General features: G+C 72.8%; 21 protein-coding genes. 10 read left to right on the top strand and 11 right to left on the bottom strand.

Annotated elements, in window-relative coordinates; genetic code table 11:
• The first annotated feature begins 173 nt into the window (after positions 1 to 173).
• Both DEJ32_RS14110 and DEJ32_RS14105 read left to right on the top strand, forming a co-directional pair.
• Positions 174 to 905, top strand: coding sequence for a hypothetical protein (locus DEJ32_RS14110; RefSeq protein ID WP_110901729.1), 732 nt, complete (start codon positions 174 to 176; stop codon positions 903 to 905).
• 145 nt (positions 906 to 1,050) lie between these two features.
• A complete protein-coding gene (locus DEJ32_RS14105) occupies positions 1,051 to 1,407 on the top strand; it encodes a hypothetical protein (RefSeq protein ID WP_110825895.1) in 357 nt (118 codons plus the stop codon).
• A 108-nt stretch (positions 1,408 to 1,515) separates the two neighbouring features.
• Here the strand turns inward: DEJ32_RS14105 and DEJ32_RS14100 are convergent, their stop codons facing one another.
• The gene (locus DEJ32_RS14100) at positions 1,516 to 2,994 is read right to left on the bottom strand and encodes an MFS transporter (RefSeq protein WP_110901720.1); all 1,479 of its coding nucleotides are present in this window, start codon (positions 2,992 to 2,994) and stop codon (positions 1,516 to 1,518) included.
• A 133-nt stretch (positions 2,995 to 3,127) separates the two neighbouring features.
• On the opposite strand from DEJ32_RS14100, the gene DEJ32_RS14095 reads away from it, so the two are divergent.
• Positions 3,128 to 3,700 (top strand): TetR/AcrR family transcriptional regulator, encoded by a 573-nt coding sequence (locus DEJ32_RS14095; RefSeq protein WP_110901719.1) that lies wholly within the window; start codon positions 3,128 to 3,130, stop codon positions 3,698 to 3,700.
• Between the two features lie 15 nt (positions 3,701 to 3,715).
• Here the strand turns inward: DEJ32_RS14095 and DEJ32_RS14090 are convergent, their stop codons facing one another.
• Entirely contained in the window at positions 3,716 to 4,015 is a 300-nt protein-coding gene (locus DEJ32_RS14090) for a hypothetical protein (RefSeq protein ID WP_110901718.1), read from the bottom strand.
• Entirely contained in the window at positions 4,012 to 4,326 is a 315-nt protein-coding gene (locus DEJ32_RS14085) for an ATP-dependent DNA ligase (RefSeq protein WP_110901717.1), read from the bottom strand. The genes DEJ32_RS14090 and DEJ32_RS14085 overlap by 4 nt, the downstream gene beginning before the upstream one ends.
• Before the next feature lie 82 nt (positions 4,327 to 4,408).
• On the opposite strand from DEJ32_RS14085, the gene DEJ32_RS16040 reads away from it, so the two are divergent.
• Positions 4,409 to 4,756 (top strand): hypothetical protein, encoded by a 348-nt coding sequence (locus DEJ32_RS16040; protein WP_146234164.1) that lies wholly within the window; start codon positions 4,409 to 4,411, stop codon positions 4,754 to 4,756.
• On the opposite strand, the gene DEJ32_RS14080 is transcribed toward DEJ32_RS16040, so the two are convergent.
• A complete protein-coding gene (locus DEJ32_RS14080; RefSeq protein ID WP_110901716.1) occupies positions 4,641 to 5,918 on the bottom strand; it encodes an MFS transporter in 1,278 nt (425 codons plus the stop codon). The genes DEJ32_RS16040 and DEJ32_RS14080 overlap by 116 nt on opposite strands.
• A gap of 23 nt (positions 5,919 to 5,941) precedes the next feature.
• Between DEJ32_RS14080 and DEJ32_RS14075 the strand changes: the two genes are divergently transcribed.
• On the top strand, positions 5,942 to 6,496 hold the full coding sequence (locus DEJ32_RS14075; RefSeq protein WP_110901715.1) for a TetR/AcrR family transcriptional regulator: 555 nt from the start codon (positions 5,942 to 5,944) through the stop codon (positions 6,494 to 6,496).
• A 154-nt stretch (positions 6,497 to 6,650) separates the two neighbouring features.
• Here DEJ32_RS14075 and DEJ32_RS14070 read toward each other — a convergent pair whose 3' ends face one another.
• Positions 6,651 to 7,292, bottom strand: coding sequence for an NAD(P)H-binding protein (locus DEJ32_RS14070; protein WP_110825902.1), 642 nt, complete (start codon positions 7,290 to 7,292; stop codon positions 6,651 to 6,653).
• A 305-nt stretch (positions 7,293 to 7,597) separates the two neighbouring features.
• On the opposite strand from DEJ32_RS14070, the gene DEJ32_RS14065 reads away from it, so the two are divergent.
• The 4 genes from DEJ32_RS14065 to DEJ32_RS14060 all read left to right on the top strand — a co-directional run bounded on the left by DEJ32_RS14065 (position 7,598) and on the right by DEJ32_RS14060 (position 8,830).
• Positions 7,598 to 7,825, top strand: coding sequence for a hypothetical protein (locus DEJ32_RS14065; RefSeq protein WP_110901714.1), 228 nt, complete (start codon positions 7,598 to 7,600; stop codon positions 7,823 to 7,825).
• A 90-nt stretch (positions 7,826 to 7,915) separates the two neighbouring features.
• Positions 7,916 to 8,080: a hypothetical protein gene (locus DEJ32_RS16340; protein WP_181419614.1), complete on the top strand. Its 165-nt coding sequence runs from the start codon at positions 7,916 to 7,918 to the stop codon at positions 8,078 to 8,080.
• Positions 8,077 to 8,229, top strand: a complete 153-nt coding sequence (locus tag DEJ32_RS16335) for a hypothetical protein (protein ID WP_181420690.1) — start codon at positions 8,077 to 8,079, stop codon at positions 8,227 to 8,229. Before DEJ32_RS16340 ends, DEJ32_RS16335 begins: the two co-directional genes overlap by 4 nt.
• 1 nt (position 8,230) lies before the next feature.
• On the top strand, positions 8,231 to 8,830 hold the full coding sequence (locus tag DEJ32_RS14060; protein ID WP_110901713.1) for a TetR/AcrR family transcriptional regulator: 600 nt from the start codon (positions 8,231 to 8,233) through the stop codon (positions 8,828 to 8,830).
• Positions 8,831 to 8,890: 60 nt separating this feature from the next.
• On the opposite strand, the gene DEJ32_RS14055 is transcribed toward DEJ32_RS14060, so the two are convergent.
• From DEJ32_RS14055 to DEJ32_RS14030, 6 genes are all read right to left on the bottom strand, one after another.
• Positions 8,891 to 9,844, bottom strand: a complete 954-nt coding sequence (locus tag DEJ32_RS14055; RefSeq protein WP_110901712.1) for a helix-turn-helix domain-containing protein — start codon at positions 9,842 to 9,844, stop codon at positions 8,891 to 8,893.
• A gap of 90 nt (positions 9,845 to 9,934) precedes the next feature.
• The gene (locus DEJ32_RS14050; RefSeq protein WP_110901711.1) at positions 9,935 to 11,020 is read right to left on the bottom strand and encodes an ABC transporter permease; all 1,086 of its coding nucleotides are present in this window, start codon (positions 11,018 to 11,020) and stop codon (positions 9,935 to 9,937) included.
• A complete protein-coding gene (locus tag DEJ32_RS14045; protein ID WP_110901710.1) occupies positions 11,017 to 11,898 on the bottom strand; it encodes an ABC transporter ATP-binding protein in 882 nt (293 codons plus the stop codon). Before DEJ32_RS14045 ends, DEJ32_RS14050 begins: the two co-directional genes overlap by 4 nt.
• Positions 11,899 to 12,028: 130 nt before the next feature.
• Positions 12,029 to 12,715, bottom strand: a complete 687-nt coding sequence (locus tag DEJ32_RS14040; protein ID WP_110901709.1) for a response regulator transcription factor — start codon at positions 12,713 to 12,715, stop codon at positions 12,029 to 12,031.
• Positions 12,697 to 13,995: a sensor histidine kinase gene (locus tag DEJ32_RS14035; RefSeq protein ID WP_110901708.1), complete on the bottom strand. Its 1,299-nt coding sequence runs from the start codon at positions 13,993 to 13,995 to the stop codon at positions 12,697 to 12,699. Before DEJ32_RS14035 ends, DEJ32_RS14040 begins: the two co-directional genes overlap by 19 nt.
• Before the next feature lie 48 nt (positions 13,996 to 14,043).
• Positions 14,044 to 15,126: an NADH:flavin oxidoreductase/NADH oxidase gene (locus DEJ32_RS14030; protein ID WP_110901707.1), complete on the bottom strand. Its 1,083-nt coding sequence runs from the start codon at positions 15,124 to 15,126 to the stop codon at positions 14,044 to 14,046.
• A gap of 213 nt (positions 15,127 to 15,339) precedes the next feature.
• Between DEJ32_RS14030 and pgi the strand changes: the two genes are divergently transcribed.
• On the top strand, positions 15,340 to 17,061 hold the full coding sequence (pgi, locus tag DEJ32_RS14025; protein WP_110901706.1) for a glucose-6-phosphate isomerase: 1,722 nt from the start codon (positions 15,340 to 15,342) through the stop codon (positions 17,059 to 17,061).
• The last annotated feature ends 79 nt before the right edge of the window (positions 17,062 to 17,140 follow it).

Raw genomic sequence — 17,140 nt, 5'->3', positions numbered from 1 at the left:
GAGATGTCTCGTGGGCTCGGAGATGTGTATAAGAGACAGGTGCTTCACCGGCCCGACCATCGCGGCCGAGAGCGACGCGCAGGCGAACAGACGGCAACGAACCGATGGACGGGCGCTGGACAGCGATCGTCCCGAGCCCGTCGCGGGACCTCGGTGTGCTTGCATGGCATCTCGTGACCCGACTCGTCCCCCGCGCCCCCGTCGTCCTCGCCGCCGCTGCCCTGGTGGCAGCCGGCACGGTCCTGGTCGCCGGCTGCTCGGCGCAGTCGGACGGGGCCGCGGACCGTGACCCCGGGACGAGCCGGCACAGCGCACCCGTCGGTGTCCCCACGGCCGTCCGCGGCACGGGCACGCTCGGCTCCGACTTCGTCGACCCGGAGGAACCGCCGGCCCCGGAGGCCACGGTGAACCCGGCGCCCGGCTCATGGGACGACGTCGCGCCGCCGTCTGGGTACCGCGTCGTGCTCCTGTCGCCCGCCGACCCGAGCACCGAGACCGAGACGCTCATGGACGCCGTCGAGTCGTGGGCTGACGCCGAGGACGTCACCGTGGTCCCCGTCGTCGCGGACACCGTCGACGAGCGGCTGTCGTCCGTCGCGACGGCGATCGCGAAGCGGTCCGACCTGGTCATCAGCGTCGGCGACGAGATGGTCGACCCGATCGCCGCGGTGTCACCGTCCGCCCTGCACCAGCAGTTCCTCGTGCTGGGCGCCGAGATCGCCGAGCCGACGTCGAACGTCACGGCCGCGGACTGGACCGGTGCAGGCTTCCGCGGTGAGGGCCTCGGCGTCTCGAGCCACCACGACCCGTCCACCTTCACCGACGAGCGGGCCGGGCGGGCGCTCCGCGCGGGTGTCGCCGCCACGCTGAACGACCTCAGCGGCATCGTCGTCTGGGTTCCCTGACCGCCCTGCAGCGACGCATTCGGGATCGTCCGCGACCCCGTACCCGAGGTGGGACGTATCCTCTGGGACGGAAGCAACGTCGGTTCCGGCCAAGCCTCGCGCGGCCCACCCCCGCCGAGACGTCACTCGCGACCCTGAGCTCCTCGTGACAGAACACATCATCGAATTCGTCGCCCGCGACCGCACGGGCATCACCACCGTCGTCACCGCCAACGGTGTCAGCGACGCGGACACCGTCATCCGTGCCATCTCAGCGGGGCACTCCGGGTACGCCGTCGCGGCCGCCGGCAGCCGCCGGGCGCCGGTCCGCAGCCTGATGGCGCTGGGCACGCCCTACCTGTTCGCGAACTGGGACGGCTCGAAGCGCAACAACCTGCACGACCTCGCCTTCACCGCGCCGGTCCGGACCGTCCCGGCCGCGCCGCCGGTCGGCGTCCGGATCCGGGAGGCCCTGGTGGCGCGGCTCGCCGCGGTCTTCAGCCGGGACCACCACCGCGCCTGACGGCAGCCGACCGGCCGCCGCGCCTGACGGACGGGAGGCCCGGACCGGTGAGCGGATCTGCCCACCCGGTCCGGGCCTCCCGTCGGACGGTGTGTCCGGGCCGCTGGGTCAGCGCGTGACGTCGTCGAAGTCGGTCACACCGGCGGCCACGGCCGCTGCCCGACGGGCGCGCATCGACGGCGCCGCGAGCGCGGCGACCACCGCGAGGACCGCGACACCCGTGCACGCCCAGAAGCCGATGGTGAACGCGTCGTCGGTCGGCAGGCCCTGCGGCGTGCTGTGCGAGGTGATGAGCGCTGCGATGACCGCGGTGCCGACGCTCGACCCGATCGTCCGGACGACCGTGTTGGCGCTGATCGCCTCGCCGGTCTGGTTCGCGGGGACGCTCTCGATGATGGCGTTCGAACAGGCAGCCAGTGCCATGCCGATGCCGACGCCGGTGAGCAGGCCGGACACGACGACCTGCCAGAGCTCGGCGTGCGCGACCGCGGGGATGACGAACGCGGCGACGATCGCGACCCCGCCGATCAGCATCGGGGGCTTCGGTCCGACCTTCCGCACCAGGATGCCGGCGACGGGGCCGGCGACGACCATCATGACGACGGTCGGCAGCAGGAACAGCCCGGCCTCGGTCACGTCCTTGCCGAACCCGTAGCCGGTGGCCGCGGGGAGCTGGAGGAGCGTCGGGACGAGGACGAACGTGCCGAACATGGCGAAGCCGAAGACCAGCGCGACGACGTGGGCGGTCCAGACCCCGCGCACGGCGAAGAGCCGCACGTCGATGAGCGGTTCGGCGACGCGGAGCTCGACGAGCACGAACGCGACGAGTGCGACGGCGCCGAGGACGAGCAGGCCGACGGTCATGCCGTCACCCCAGCCCCAGGTCTGACCCTCGCTGACGGCGAGGAGGACCGCGACGAGGGAGACGGCGAGGACGGCGGTCCCGACCACGTCGAGGCGGCCCGGCTTGCGGACCGGGGACTCCGGCATGCCGAAGACGGTGCCGAGCAGGGCGATCACGACGAGGACGGCGGGCAGCCAGAACAACCAGTGCCAGGACAGGTGCTCGACGATCGGACCGGCGGCGACGATGCCGACGCCGGCACCGATGCCGAAGATCGCGGAGAGCAGCCCGATCGTGACGCTCACCTTCTCCTTCGGCAGCTCGTCACGGACGATGCCGATCGACAGGGGCATCACGGCGCCGGCCGCGCCCTGCAGCGCGCGCGCGACGATGAGGACGCCGAGGTTCGGGGCGAGCGCGGCCAGGACCGCCCCGACCAGCAGGATCGTGAGGACCACGATGAGCACCTTGCGCTTGCCGACCATGTCCCCGAGGCGACCGAGGATCGGCGTCAGCACGGACGCGGACAGCAGGTAGGCGGTGAGCACCCAGCTCGCGTCGCTCGTCGAGGCGTCGAGGTCCCGGCCGATCGTCGCGAGCGCGGGGGCGACGAGGGACTGCAGGACCGCGAAGGACAAGCCGCCGAGGGACAGGAAGACGATGATCGCCGTGCTGTTCGGGCGGTGCGCGGGTGCGGGAATCGGCGTGGAACCCGTGCGTGGGCTCGCGGTGGCGGTGGACATCGTGCTCCGTCCGGTCGATGGGGAGGCCGACGACGCTGTCGATGTCAACACTTGCTGACTCGACGAGGGTACGCGGAACCAGCGAGATGTCAACAACTGATTACATCGGTCGGTGGCGCGCTACCATCGCGGCATGAGCAAGGACGCCGCCGCCACCCGTCTCGCGCTCCTCCAGGCGGCTCGTCGGCGCTTCGCCTTCGACGGGTACCGGGCCACCACCGTCCGGGACATCGCGGCCGACGCCGGGGTGAACGTCGCGCTCATCAACCGCTACTTCGTGTCGAAGGAGGGCTTGTTCCGCGCCTGTCTCGTCCGCACCACGCCGACGTCCACGACGCCTCGGCCCGGGCCCGACCTGGAGCGCGCGATCGGCGGACTCATCCGGCACATCATCCGTTCCCCCACCGACGAGGACTCGATGCAGCTGCTCCTCCTGCTCCGGAGCTCCGGGGACGAAGCCGTCGACGACATCCGTCGGGAGACGTTGCGGGGGTACGCCGATCGTCTGGCGGGCGCGGTCCGGCCGGACGGCGTCGTCGACGAGGACCTCCTCGTCCGTGCGGAGATCGCACTGTCCGTGGTGCTCGGCATGACGATGCTCCGGACCTCCACGCGCGTGGAACCGCTGGCGTCCGCCGAGGTCGAAGCAGTCGCCGGCCCGCTCGAGGAGGCGCTCCGAGCGCTCCTCGGGGGCGGACGGTCCTGACGGGGCCGGTCCCGGTCAGGAGTCGGCGGGTCCCATCTCGACGGACACCGGTCGTTGCTCGTCGGGCAGGAGGTGCCGCGCGACCGAGGAGTGGTCGTCCTGTTCGTCGGCGTCACGCTCGCGGATGACGGCCACCGGCGTCGCGGGGGACACGAGCAGACGGGCGGGGGTCGCACGGCCGTCACCGTGGTTCACCTCGAGCCACATCCACGGCTCGTTGCGGAGGCCCTCGGTGATCCGCGCCTGCACCGACGCGACGTCCTCGTTCGCGATCGTGTACCGGTTGCCGCCGTACGAGATGACCGTGCGCTTCACAGCGTCTCTCCGCTGTCGGTCGGTTCGGGGACGATGCGGAGGCCGGCCGACGACCCCGCGGTCAGACCGAGGGCTTCGACCCAGGCACGGTTCACGGCGGGGACGCGGCCGCCCGAGTAGCGGAAGACCAGCGGCATCGACCGGTCGAGCCAGATGGCGGTCCGGCCGTCGCCGAGCTCGACGTCGTCCTTCCACGAGAACATGAACGACTCACCGCGGCGCAACTTCATGCCGATCACGATCTGCAGGTGCGTCAGGAGGCGGTCGTCGAACTCCGCGGTGAACGTCGAGTCGTAGACGAGTTTGCCCATGGTGGTGTCCTTCCGCGCCGTTCTGGCCGGCTCCGGCTGATCCTAGGCGCTCACCCAGCGAACGGCGGACAGCCTGACCGACATGCGCCGCGTCCACTACGTCAACAGCTCCTTCCTCGTCGCTGACCGCACCTGCAAGGCCCTCCTCCGGTACTGCCGCGCGCTCGCGGTGGCCGACCAGTCCGACGTCGTCGAGGTCCCCGTCGTCACCGAGACCGGGGACGCCGCCACCGCACATCTCCTCATCGGCCCCGCGAGCGAGATCTTCTCGGTGCCGGTCGACAGTGGTGCCGACGATCCCTGTGACGACGAGGTCATCGTGTACCTCGAGCGCGAGACCCTCCGCCTGCAGCCGGCGCGCCCGGCCTGGCGTGAGGAGATGACCGACGTGCCGGACCTGGACGAGTACCCCGACCTGCAGGAGCCCTGACCGTCAGGAGCGCTGCGGCCGCCACCACGGCCGTCGCGGCAGCGAACACCGGCCCGGTCCCCACGGTGGCGACGACCGTTCCGGCTGCAGCCGCTCCGAGTGCCTGTCCGAGCACCAGCACGACGAACAGCACCGACGTCCCCGAGGCCGCCCGCCCGGCGTCGACCTCGGTCGTCCACGCGATGAGCGCCCCGGTCGCCGCGGTGTAGCCCCAGCCGAACAGCACGCACGTGACGAGCGCGAGCGCGACGAGGGCCGCGGGGGGAGCGACCGTTGCCAGTCCGAGGCCGAGCGTGGCGACCGCGACCGCCGCCGAGGTGACCGTCCACGCCGTCCGTGCGCGCAGCCGAGCGAGCACACGCGCCGTCAGTGCCACCGCGGCACCGCCGATTCCCAAGGCGGTCCACGCGAGCACGGACAGGGACGCCGGGGCTCCCGCGTCGACGAGGAGTGACCGTCCGTAGGTCCACACGGCGGCGGACCCCGTGCCGAGCAGCAGCGCGACGACCACGAGGCGGCCGTGGGCGACGAACCAGCTCCACGGCGGGAGACCGGCGGGCTGCGGGCGCGCCTCCCGGACGTCCCGACGCGGGTGTGTGTGCGCGTCGGCGACGAGGACCGCCGCTCCGGCCAGGACCGTGACGACCGCCGCAGCCGTCCACGCCGTGCGCCAGTCGGGCAGGAGCACGAGGGCGAGCAGCCCGGCGACGACGAGTCCCGGCCCGGTTCCGGAGTTCACGACGGCCTGCGCGCGGTCGGCGCGACCGGCGGGGAGGTCCCGCTGCACGAGCCGGACGAGTGCGGGGGAGGCGAGCCCTGCCCCGGCGGAGGCGACGACCGCCGTGATGCCGAACACCGCGGAGGTCGTGCTGGTGGCCATCCCCGCGACGCCCAGCCCGGCCGACGCGGAGGCGAGCGCCACGGTCGTGCGCGGCCGGGTCGGTGCGAGCAGGAACCCGACGAGCGCGCCGACGCAGTACACGAGCGAGGACCCGGCCGCGATGAGCCCCGCGGGACCGTCCCCGAGGGACAGGGACCGCTGGACGTCCGGCAGGAACAGGCCGTACGCCAGGCGGACCAGCCCGTAGGTCGCGGCGATGAGCGCCGTGCCGCTGGCGATGAGTGCCCCGGGACGGGCGAAGAACGAAAACGGTCGTTTCACTTTTCACACCCTAGGGTGCTGCCATGACGATGCGCCCAGGGACGGAGCGGAAGCTGCTCGACGCCGCCGAGGAGCTCTTCTTCACGCGGGGCATCGCCGCGACCCCGATCGACGCCGTCCTGGAGCGGGCGGGTGTCTCCGCCGCCACGCTCTACCGCGGGTACGCCAGCAAGGAGGCGCTGGTCGCGGCCGCGCTGACCCGTCGCCACGACGAGTGGATCCGGACCTGGGACGACACCGTGGCGCGGGCCGTCGACGACCGCGGGCGCCTGCTGGCCGTGTTCGACGCGCTCGATGCATTCCGCTCGACCCCGACCGGGTCGCGGTGGTGCGCGTTCCTCGGGACGGCCTCCGAGTACGCCGACGCCCCCACGGAGATCGCCGCCGTCCTGCACGGCGAGACGTCGACGCTGCGCGAGCGGCTCCGCGACCGGGCGGTCCCGCTCGTCGGCGACCGCGCCGAGGTCCTCGCCGACCAGCTGCTCCTCGTCGTGTCGGGCTCGCTCGCGATGCGGCTCCGGGTCGGCGGCGGGGACACCGCGACCGCGCGGACGGTCGCCGCGGCCCTGCTCGACTGACGGCGGTGCGACGCGGGACGGACCCGTCTGCGTGCGACGCCGCGGGACGGGCGAGACGCCGCCGGATCCGGCGGCGTCTCGGGGACTCGGCGGCGTTCCGAGGTGACGCCGGCGTCTCGGGCCGGTGCGGGACGGCGCGGCCGTGGGGCGCGGGTCAGTCGCGGACGAACTGCTCGATCGGCGTGCTCCCGGTGTTGACGCGGAAGGTCTTGCCGACCGACGCGTCGTCGTGGAGCGCGGCGGCGACCAGCGCGGCGACGTCCCCGCGGGCGATGCTCGACGACGGGTCCGCCGTCTCGACCGCCCCGGTCGGCTCGTCGTCCGTCAGGGTGCTCGGCGCGACGACCGTCCAGTCGAGGGCGGAGTCGCGGAGGACGGCGTCGGCGACCGTCTTCGCCTCGGCGTAGGCGAAGAAGTCGTCGTCCTCGGGGACGCCGTGGCCGAGGCCGGCGTCCGACCAGGACACGAGCACGTAGCGGTGCACGTCGGCGTCGAGCGCGGCGTGCATCGTGCGGATGGCGGCGTCGCGGTCGACGGCCCACGTGCGGTCAGCGGACCCGCCACCGGCACCGGCCGACCACACGACGGCGTCGTGCCCGCGGACCAGGTCGGTGAGCCCGGCGATGTCGAGCTGCTCGATGTCGGCGACGACCGGCTCGGCACCGGTGGCGCGGACGTCGTCCTGCTGCTCGGCCTTCCGGATGACCGACGAGACGGTGTCACCGCGAGCGGTGAGGAGCTGCGCGGTGAGGAGGGCGACGCGGCCGTGGCCGCCGAGGATGATGACGTTGCTCATGCCTCGGACGGTACGCGCCGGGCCTGACCGGGGCGTCCCCGGGCTGGCCCTCGCGGGCGCAGACCGACCCGCGGGGACGGACTGCGCGGCACCACCACTCGGGATGCGCGGCGCTGCCGTGTCCGCGATTCGCGGATCGTCCGGTTCGTTCGTGGCACGGCCGACCCGTCACCTAGCGTGGCGGGTGCCAGGACGCACTCCCCACCGTCGTCCTCAGACATCCTCCGCGATCTGCGGAGGCCGTTCACACGGTGATCCTGGCCGCAGTCAGGGCCGTCCGAGGTCCCAGTGAGGAGGCGTCGCAGATGCACGCCACCACCGTCGTCCGCAATCCGCTCGTCGCGCTCGTCGCCGAGCACTCCACGGCCACCGCCCGGTCCGCCGTCGCCCCCAGCTCGCGCCCAGCGACCGGGTTCTCGGAGGTCCGGGAGACGGCACGGCGTCGTCTGCTGGCAGCCAGCGCGCTCGTCGTCGGCCTCGCGGCCGTGACCGCCTCCGCCCTCGCCGTGATCGTCCTCGGAGTGGCCGCGTGAGCGCCCGGACCGCCCCGTCCGGGTACGACACCGTCGCCCTGACCGAGCCGATCGACATGACCGCCCTGATGCGTGAGCAGGAGGCCCTCCATGCGTGAACCGTCCGTGATGCAACACCTCCGTGAAGACCCGCTCGAGTGGCGCCGACACGGCATGACCTCCCCGTCCGAGATCGACCGCATCGTGCAGACGAAGCTCTCCCTGGGGACCGCTGCCGAGCCGACCTACGCGGACTTCTTCCTGGTCGCAGCGTGACCGACGCTGTCGCGCCCGTGGCCCGCCCGCTCCGGGTCGGAACGAGCGCGACCGGCATCGCCGCGGAACCCCAGCACATCTGGTCGCGGCTCGGTCGTCTGGAACGCTTCTGTTCCCGCGACGCGAGCACCCCGACCAGGGACCGCTGACGTGGGCGGGGCCGGCGAACGCGCGGACGACCCGTGGGTCAGGGCCCGGATCGTCGAGGCCGCGGACCGCGTGTTCAGCACCTCCGGCGCGGCCGGACTCACCGCGGGGCGCGTGGCGGGAGCCGCGCTGACCGATGCCGAAACGGTGCGAGCGCTGTTCCCCGAGCGCATCGTCGCGGTCGTCGCGGTCCTCCGCTTCCGACAGGAACGCTGGACGCTGGGGCTGGCCGCCGCAGCGGACGGGGTCGAGGACGCCCGCGACGAGATCCTCACCGTCTTCGCACACCTCGAGGCCTCGTTCGACGACGACGCCTGGACCGGGTGCGCGTTCATCAACGGCTACGGCGAGCTCGGCCACTCCGAGCCGCTCGTCGCCGCACTGGCGGAAGAGCACCTCACCATCCTCGAAGCGCACCTCCACGAGCTCGCCGCGCGCGCCGGACTCCCGGTCCACGTCGCCGACGCACTCTCGCTGCTCGTCCACGGCGCGAAGGTCGAGGCGGCCATCCACGGGACGACCCGACCCGCCCGGTCGGCACGCCTCGCCGTGGTGACGCTCATGGGTGCCTACGGGCCGACCGCGGCCTCCGCCTTCATCTGACGTCGCCGCCGTCTGCTCTGCGTCACGCGGGGTCCGGGAACCGTACACCGTCCGTCGCGGTCAGGACCTGGCGAGGGTGTCGCTCGGCCGCTCGCCGAACACCGCCGCGTACTGCTGGGCGAAGCGTCCGAGGTGGGCGAAGCCCCAGGCCGCAGCGACCTCGCGGACCGTCCGGGTCGCCGGGTCCGCGGCGAGGAGCTCCTGCCGGACCCGGTCGAGTCGCACCTGCCGGATGAACGCGTTCGGGGTGGTCTGCAGGTCACGCTGGAACGCCTCCTGCAGCGCCCGCAGGCCGATGTCGAGGTGGCGCGCCAGGCTGCTCGTCGTGATCGGCGACCGGGCGTTCTCGTGCACGTAGTCGACCGCAGCGCGCACGTGCGGGGACTGCGCGGGGGGCACGTCGGGAGTGGCGGCGTGCTGCTGCGGGTACATCTCGAGCAGGGCCGCCGACGCCAGCCGTGCCATCTCGGCGTGCAGGAGGCGCCCGGGGACGCCGTCACGCAGGGTGTGGGAGACGAGTGACACCGTGTTGTGCCACGTCCGCACCGACTGCTCCGACGGCGGGACGGTGAGGTCGAACCGGAGCCCGGCCGACACGTCCGCGCCCTGTTCGGACGCGACGCGCTCCACGACCTCGCGGGACAGGTGCACGAGCCGCTGCTCGTAGTCGTCCATCTCGAACGAGAACGTACGGTCCGGCAGCAGGGGCACCGGGACGCCGTGCACCATGTCCACGGGGTCGCCGCCGGTGTCGAGCCGGGACGCCCCCGACCGGAGCCACTGCACGATGACGGAGGACGACGGGGGCAGCGAGCCGTCGATGTGCCCGGCGAACCGCGACGTGTGCAGTGACATCGTGTCGTCGCCCATGGACGCGTACCGGAACGCGAACGGGACGGCGCTCGGCGTCGCGACGAGCTCGGCGTCGTACACACGGGCGAGGTGGGCTGCGGCATCGTCGATGTCCGTCCCGGTCACCTCGAGACGCACCGGCATCGCGTCGTCGATCGGCATCGCCTCAAGAGTCGCACGTCGGAGGCCCCGTCCGGCGTCCCGTGTCCGGGAACCGCCGTGACGGGGCCACCGTCGGCGTGGTCGAGCCCTTCAGCCGCGGATCGCCTCACCGAGCTTCACCCGGCCGCCGGTGCGGAGCAGGGCGTTCTCGTACACCCGGGCGCCGAGGAGCACGACCACCAGGGCGGATGCCAGGACGACCAGCACCGAGAGCACGGGCTCCCACCACGCCGCCGTCCCGAGGAAGATCCGCACCGGCATCCCGATCGGGGCACTGAACGGCACGTACGACATGATGCCGAGGACCGTCGGGTCGTCCGGGGCGAACACGATGAGGAAGTACGGGATCATCAGCAGCATCATCACCGGTGTCGTGACGCTGCCGACGTCCTCCTGGCGGGACACCAGCGCCGCCGACGCCGCGAACAGCGCCGCGATGAGGACGAACCCGATCGCGAAGAAGCCGACGAACCACAGCGCGCTCGGACCGAGCAGCGTGAACAGGTTGTCCTGCCCGGTGACCGCCAGGGCGACGGCCGCGGCGATCGCGATCGCGACGATCTGCCCGAGCGCCATGACGCTGTTGCCGATCACCTTGCCCGCCAGCAGCGCCCGTGCCGGGATCGCCGCCATCAGGATCTCCACGACGCGGGTCGACTTCTCCTCCACGACGCTCTGCGCGATGGACTGACCGAACGTCACCGCGGAGGCGAAGAACACGACGCCGAACGCGATGCCGACGAGCGAGACGAGGCCGGGCGGGAGCGCGTCGGGGTCGAGCAGGTCGACCTGCGGCGACACGCTCAGCGCCGACACCACGTCGGTGGGGGCGCTGTCGAGGCCGACGAGCCGGAAGCCGAGCTGGCCGCCGTCCGGGACGACCGCGGCGTCGACCTCGCCCTCGCGGACCAGGCGCTCCGCCGCGTCCCGGTCCGCCGTCTCGGTCACGTCGAGACCGTCCGTCGTCGGCAGGGTCACGCCGCTCACCACGGCGACGGGGGTCGTGGCGTCCGCCGCCGACTTCCCGACGATCCCGCCGACGACGATGCCGACGACGACCATCACGAGCAGGATCGCCGCCGAGACGACGAACGCCTTGCTCCGGAGCCGCGCCTGGATCTCGCGCACCGTCACGAGCCGGACGGCGTCGACCGTGCTGCTGTCGAAGAGGCTCATCGGACGACCTCCGTGAAGACCTCGCTGAGCCGGGGGACCCGCGGACCGAACGACGCCACGGTGCCGCGTGCGACGGCCCGCTGCAGGACGGCCTGCGCCACGGACTCGTCCGCCTCGAACAGGGCGTACCCGCCGTCGAAGGTGCGGACGCGGACGCCGGGCTCGTCGCGGACCCACGCCACGTCGTCCGCCACCAGGAGCTCCCATGCGGCAGGACCGGCGGTCCGCCGCAGTTCGTCCTGCGGTCCGGCGGCACGGATCCGGCCGTCGGCGATGACGACCACGTCGTCGCAGAGCCGCTCCACGACGTCGAGCTGGTGACTTGAGAACAGCACCGGGACACCGTCGGCCGCGGTCTCCCGCAGCACACCGAGCACGGTGTCGACCGCCATCGGGTCGAGGCCGGAGAACGGTTCGTCGAGCACGAGCACCTCGGGCCGGTGGGCGAGCGCGGCGGCGACCTGCACGCGCTGCTGGTTGCCGAGCGAGAGCTTCTCGACGGGGTCGCCGGCGTGCGTGGTGAGCTCGAGGCGCTCGAGCAGCTCGGCCGTCCGGGCCGCGGCGGTCCGTCGGTCCACACCGTGCAGGCGGGCCAGGTACGTGACCTGCTCGGCGACGGGCATCTTCGGGTACAGCCCGCGCTCCTCCGGCATGTAGCCGAACCGGCGGCGGTCGGTCGGTCCGATCGGTGCGCCGTCGAGCGCGACCGTGCCGCTGTCGGCGTCGAGCACGCCGAGCATGATGCGCATGGTCGTCGTCTTGCCGGCACCGTTGCCGCCGACGAACCCGGTCAGTCGTCCGCGTCCGACGCTGAAGCCGACGTCGTCGAGCACACGGCGCTCGCCGAAGTGCTTCGTCACTCCCTCGATGGTGAGCATGGGGTCCCCTTCCGCAGCGGCCGTCGCTGCGCCTCCGACGCTATTGCGGTGGCGGGCGGCGGCGCCTCCGGCACGAGACGGGGATCGCGGGCGTCGGCGTCTCCGCCGCGCGGGGGAGGACCGCGGCGGCTCACTCGCCGGAACGCACCACCCCGTGCTCGTACGCCCAGACCACGGCCTGGATCCGGTCGCGCACGCCGAGCTTCTGCAGGACGTTCGAGACGTGCGTCTTGACGGTCGCCTCGCCGACGAACAGCTGGCCGGCGATCTCGGCGTTGCTGAGCCCCCGACCGAGCAGCCGCAGCACCTCGGTCTCGCGTTCCGTCAGACCCGGCAGAGCCACGTCCGCGTCGGGCACGGCCTGGTCGACCACCGGCACGCTGGCCGTGGTCGCCCGACTGATCACCCGGCGCGTGACGTCCGGAGCGAGCAGGGCGTCACCGCGGGCGACGGTCCGGACGGCCTCGATGAGCTTCTCCGGCGAGGCGTTCTTCAGCAGGAACCCGCTCGCCCCGGCGGCCAGGGCGTCGAAGAGGTACTCGTCGGTGTCGAAGGTCGTGAGGACGAGCACGGCCGGTGGGTTCGGGCCCGCGGTGATCCGGCGCGCCGCTTCGAGGCCGTCGACACCCGGCATCTGCACGTCGAGGCAGACCACGTCCGGTCGGTGCTCGGCGACGGCAGCCACCGCGCCCGCACCGTCGGCGGCCTCGGCGACGACCCGGACACCGGGCTCCGACTCGAGGATGACCCGGAAGCCGGCGCGGACCAGGTCCTGGTCGTCGGCGAGCACGACCCGGATCACGTCGTCGGCAGCCATGCCCGCACCAGGTAGCCGCCGCGGTCCCGCGGTCCGATCTCGATCCGCCCGCCGACCGCCGCCACGCGCTCACGCATGCCGACGTGTCCGAGCCCGCTGCCGCCCGCCGACCGGGAGGCCCGTGCCCCGGCGCCCGTGTCCGTCACCTCGAGCTCCACCGCGTCCGGCAGGTACCGGAGCCGCAGGTCGGCCCGTGCGTCCGGTCCGGCGTGCTTGAGGACGTTCGTCACCGCCTCCTGCGCGATGCGGTAGGTCACCGCGGCGACGGTCGGCGGGACCGGTCGTTCGTCACCGACGACGCTGAACCCGGTCTCGTGCCCGGCGTCCGTGGCGGCCCGGGCGAGTTCCGGCAGCCGGGTGAGGCCCTCGGTGCTCGGCGCTTCCGCCGGGGTCGTCGGGGCGTCCGTGCCGGGTTCCCGCAGCGTGCCGAGCATCCGGCGGAGTTCCTCGACCGCGGTCCGGGCACTGTCCTCGACGACGCCGAGGGACGCCACCGCCTGCGCCGGGTCGCGGTCGAGCACGCGCCGCGCGGCCCCGGCCTGGACGCCCATGAGCGAGACGTGGTGGGCGACGACGTCGTGGAGCTCACGGGCGATCCGGACGCGTTCGAGCGCGACCGCCTGCGCCGCCGACCGCTCGCGTTCCGCGGCGAGCTCGGCCGTGCGCTGGCCGAGCTCGTGCGCGGCGACGGCCGCTGCCCAAGCCCGGTTGCCCGAGTACCAGGCGGCACCGAAGTAGACGAGGTTGATGACGATCGTGAGGAGCGAACTCGCGACGAACGGCGGGATGACGGAGTGACCGTCGTCGGGCAGCGCGCTCGGCACCGACCAGCGGAAGACGATCGCCAGGAACACCCACGCGAACATCCCGGCGATGACGACCCAGCGCACGGCCTCGGCCCGCACGCGGTCGGAGCACCACGCCCCGACGGTGTACAGCGCGATGAACAGCGTGAAGTTGGTGAAGAGCCCCTCGGGCACGTGCAGCAGTTGCGTGGCCGCGAAGGCCAGCGCGGCGACGACGGCCACCGTCATCGGGAACCGGCGGCGGAACGCCAGGGGCCCGGCGTTCGCGACGACCATCAGTGCGCACACCCACCACGCCGCCGGGTCGTCGTACAGCCCCACGGCGGAGTACAGGGTCACCGAGACCGCGAGCGCCCCCGCGAGCACGAGCGCCAGGACCGCGTCCTGCCGGTGCTCGCGGGGACCCACCGGCAGCCGTGACCAGCCGTCGTCCTGCGTCGGACCGCCCCCGGCGGTCGCCCCCGTGCCCGTCATGCCACCACGGTAGCGGCACGGCCGCGCCGCCCGGCGGCGGACCGGACGTCAGCGGTAGGCGCGCTCGTACGGGGCGGGCTTGTACGGCAGGTCCACCCGGAGCGCCTGGGCGGCCCGGATCGGGAAGTTCGGGTCGCGCAGCGCACCCCGTCCGACGAGGACCACGTCGGCCTGCCCGAGGGCGACGATCTGCTCGGCCTGGAAGGCGTCGTCGATCATGCCGACGGCCGCGACCGGGATCCCGGTGGCCTGCCGGATCGCGGTCGCGAAGGGCAGCTGGTAGCCGGGGCCGATCGGGATGCGGGCGTCCGCCACGTTGCCGCCGGTGGAGACCGACACGAGGTCGACGCCGTGTTCGCCGAGCCACGTGGAGACCTGTTCGGTCTCGGCGAGGTCCCAGCCGCCCTCGACCCAGTCGGTCGCGGACAGGCGCACGACGAGCGGGACGGCCTCGCCGACCTCGGCGCGCACGGCGTCGACGGTCTCGAGCAGGGCCCGCGCCCGGTTCTCGAGCGAGCCGCCGTACTGGTCGGCGCGCTCGTTCGACAGCGGTGACAGGAACTCGTGCAGCAGGTACCCGTGGGCGCCGTGCAGCTCGAGCAGGTCGAAGCCGGCGTCGACGGCGCGACGGGCCGCAGCGGCGAACGCACGGACGACCTCGGCGATGCCCTCGGTCGTGAGCTCGGTCGGGACGTGCAGGCCCGGGAACGCGATCGGCGACGGACCGACCGGCTGCCACCCGCCCTGCTCCGGCGCGACGTTGCCGCCGCCCGCGGTCGGTCCCCACTCACGGCTGGTCGAGGCCTTGCGGCCGGCGTGCGCGAGCTGGATCCCGGCGACCGCACCCTGGCTGTGGATGAAGTCGGTGATCGGTCGGAAGGCATCGCGCTGGTCGTCGTTCCACAGGCCGAGGTCCTGCGGGCTGATGCGGCCCTCGGGGACGACGCCCGTGGCCTCGACGACGACCGCACCGGCACCGCCACGGGCGAGGGCGCCGAGGTGGACGAGGTGCCACGGGGTCGGGACGCCGTCCTGCGCCTCGACCATGTACTGGCACATCGGCGGGATCCACACGCGGTTCCGGATCTCGAGGCCGCGGAGGGTGATGGGGTCGAAGAGTGCGTGGGTCACGCGGGTCCTTCCGTTGGTCGTGCAGGGGACCGGCCGACGGACGTGGAGCCGCCGGGAGGCCCGTCCACAGTACGACTGTCGACGTACTGCTCGCCCAGGCGCCTCCCCTGTGCGCGAGGTGAGTGCGACGGCACTACGCTCGGACGCGGCCCGCGACGCGATGCTGCGCCAGGTCTGCGGGCTGACCGAACTCTGGCGTTCAGGAGGACCGAAGTGACCGAATCCGCACCCGTCGACCCCACGACGACCGCAGGGTGGAAGCAGCTCGCCGGCATCGCCGACGGCTTCTCCCCGGACCTCCGTGGGTGGTTCGACGCCGACCCCGGTCGTGCCGAGAAGTACACCTTCCAGGCAGCCGACCTGACCGTCGACCTCTCCAAGGGCCTGGTGACCGAGGAGGTCCTGCAGGCCCTCCTCCAGGTCGCCGAGGACACCGGCGTCGCCGAGCGGTACCAGGCGATGATCTCCGGCGAGCGGATCAACGTCACCGAGGACCGCGCCGTCCTGCACACCGCGCTGCGCCGTCCGGCGGCGACCGAGGGCCTCGTGCCCGCGGCGCCCCTGACCGTCGACGGGCAGGACGTCGACGCCGACGTGCACGCCACGCTCGACAAGGTCTACGGCTTCGCCGAGCAGGTCCGTTCCGGCGCGTGGACCGGTGTCACCGGCAAGCGCATCGAGACCGTCGTCAACGTCGGCATCGGCGGGTCCGACCTCGGCCCGGTCATGGTCTACGAAGCACTCAAGCCGTACGTGCAGCAGGGGCTCGAGGTCCGCTTCGTCTCGAACATCGACCCGGCCGACATCGCCGAGAAGACGGCCGGCCTCGACCCCGAGACCACGCTCTTCATCGTCGCGTCGAAGACCTTCGGCACCCTCGAGACGCTCACGAACGCCCGTCTCGCCCGCCAGTGGCTGTGGCAGGGTCTCGGCCTCGCCGACGCCGGCGACGACGAGAAGAAGGACGCCGTCGCGAAGCACTTCGTCGCCGTCTCGACCGCGCTCGACAAGGTCGCCGCGTTCGGCATCGACCCGGAGAACGCCTTCGGCTTCTGGGACTGGGTGGGCGGCCGCTACTCGGTCGACTCCGCCATCGGCACGAGCGTCGTCATCGCGATCGGCAAGGAGAACTGGGAGCAGTTCCTCGCCGGCTTCCACGCCATCGACGAGCACATGCGCACCGCGCCGCTCGCCGAGAACGTCCCGGTCCTGATGGGCCTGCTCAACGTCTGGTACACGAACTTCCTCGGGGCGCAGAGCCACGCGGTCCTGCCGTACACGCAGTACCTGCACCGCTTCCCCGCGTACCTGCAGCAGCTCACGATGGAGTCGAACGGCAAGCGGGTCCGCTGGGACGGCTCGGACGTCGTCACCGACACCGGCGAGGTCTTCTGGGGTGAACCCGGCACGAACGGCCAGCACGCGTTCTACCAGCTCATCCACCAGGGCACGCGCCTGATCCCGGCCGACTTCATCACGGTCGCGAAGCCCGCGCACGCGCTGCAGGACGAGACCGGCGACGGGAAGGCCGTGCAGCCGGGCCAGGACGTGCACACCCTGTTCCTCGCGAACTTCTTCGCCCAGTCGAAGGCGCTCGCGTTCGGCAAGACCGCCGACGAGGTCCGCGCCGAGGGCACCACGGACGAGGCGATCGTCGCCGCCCGCACCTTCACCGGGAACAAGCCGAGCACGTCGATCCTGGCGCCCGAACTCACCCCGAGCGTCCTCGGCCAGCTGATCGCCCTCTACGAGCACATCGTGTTCACCGAGGGGACCATCTGGGGCATCGACTCGTTCGACCAGTGGGGCGTGGAGCTCGGCAAGCAGCTCGCGCTGCAGGTCACCCCGGCCGTGCAGGGCGACCGTGCGGTCCTCGACGCGCAGGACTCCTCGACGAAGGCGCTCATCGCGAAGTACCTCGAGCTGCGCGGCTGACGCCGCCGCCCGGCCGGGAGGCCCGGGGCACGCAGGCAGGGCGACGTCCCTGTCCGGCGGGCCCCGGGCCTCCCGTCAT

It is taken from the genome of Curtobacterium sp. MCPF17_046, assembly GCF_003224295.1.
Lineage (GTDB): Bacteria > Actinomycetota > Actinomycetes > Actinomycetales > Microbacteriaceae > Curtobacterium.
Note: the sequence above shows the minus strand (reverse complement) of the source record. Positions and strands in the feature narration are given on the sequence as shown.

Excerpts from the sequence above, each read along its gene's own strand:
- DEJ32_RS14035 (WP_110901708.1), bottom strand. The coding sequence starts at position 13,995 with ATGACGGGCACGGGGGCGACCGCCGGGGGCGGTCCGACGCAGGACGAC.
- DEJ32_RS14045 (WP_110901710.1), bottom strand. The coding sequence starts at position 11,898 with ATGCTCACCATCGAGGGAGTGACGAAGCACTTCGGCGAGCGCCGTGTG.
- DEJ32_RS14085 (WP_110901717.1), bottom strand. The coding sequence starts at position 4,326 with ATGGGCAAACTCGTCTACGACTCGACGTTCACCGCGGAGTTCGACGAC.
- DEJ32_RS14075 (WP_110901715.1), top strand. The coding sequence starts at position 5,942 with ATGACGATGCGCCCAGGGACGGAGCGGAAGCTGCTCGACGCCGCCGAG.
- DEJ32_RS14070 (WP_110825902.1), bottom strand. The coding sequence starts at position 7,292 with ATGAGCAACGTCATCATCCTCGGCGGCCACGGCCGCGTCGCCCTCCTC.
- DEJ32_RS14095 (WP_110901719.1), top strand. The coding sequence starts at position 3,128 with ATGAGCAAGGACGCCGCCGCCACCCGTCTCGCGCTCCTCCAGGCGGCT.
- DEJ32_RS14055 (WP_110901712.1), bottom strand. The coding sequence starts at position 9,844 with ATGCCGATCGACGACGCGATGCCGGTGCGTCTCGAGGTGACCGGGACG.
- DEJ32_RS14100 (WP_110901720.1), bottom strand. The coding sequence starts at position 2,994 with ATGTCCACCGCCACCGCGAGCCCACGCACGGGTTCCACGCCGATTCCC.
- DEJ32_RS16340 (WP_181419614.1), top strand. The coding sequence starts at position 7,916 with ATGCGTGAACCGTCCGTGATGCAACACCTCCGTGAAGACCCGCTCGAG.
- DEJ32_RS14065 (WP_110901714.1), top strand. The coding sequence starts at position 7,598 with ATGCACGCCACCACCGTCGTCCGCAATCCGCTCGTCGCGCTCGTCGCC.
- DEJ32_RS16040 (WP_146234164.1), top strand. The coding sequence starts at position 4,409 with ATGCGCCGCGTCCACTACGTCAACAGCTCCTTCCTCGTCGCTGACCGC.
- DEJ32_RS14040 (WP_110901709.1), bottom strand. The coding sequence starts at position 12,715 with ATGGCTGCCGACGACGTGATCCGGGTCGTGCTCGCCGACGACCAGGAC.
- DEJ32_RS14050 (WP_110901711.1), bottom strand. The coding sequence starts at position 11,020 with ATGAGCCTCTTCGACAGCAGCACGGTCGACGCCGTCCGGCTCGTGACG.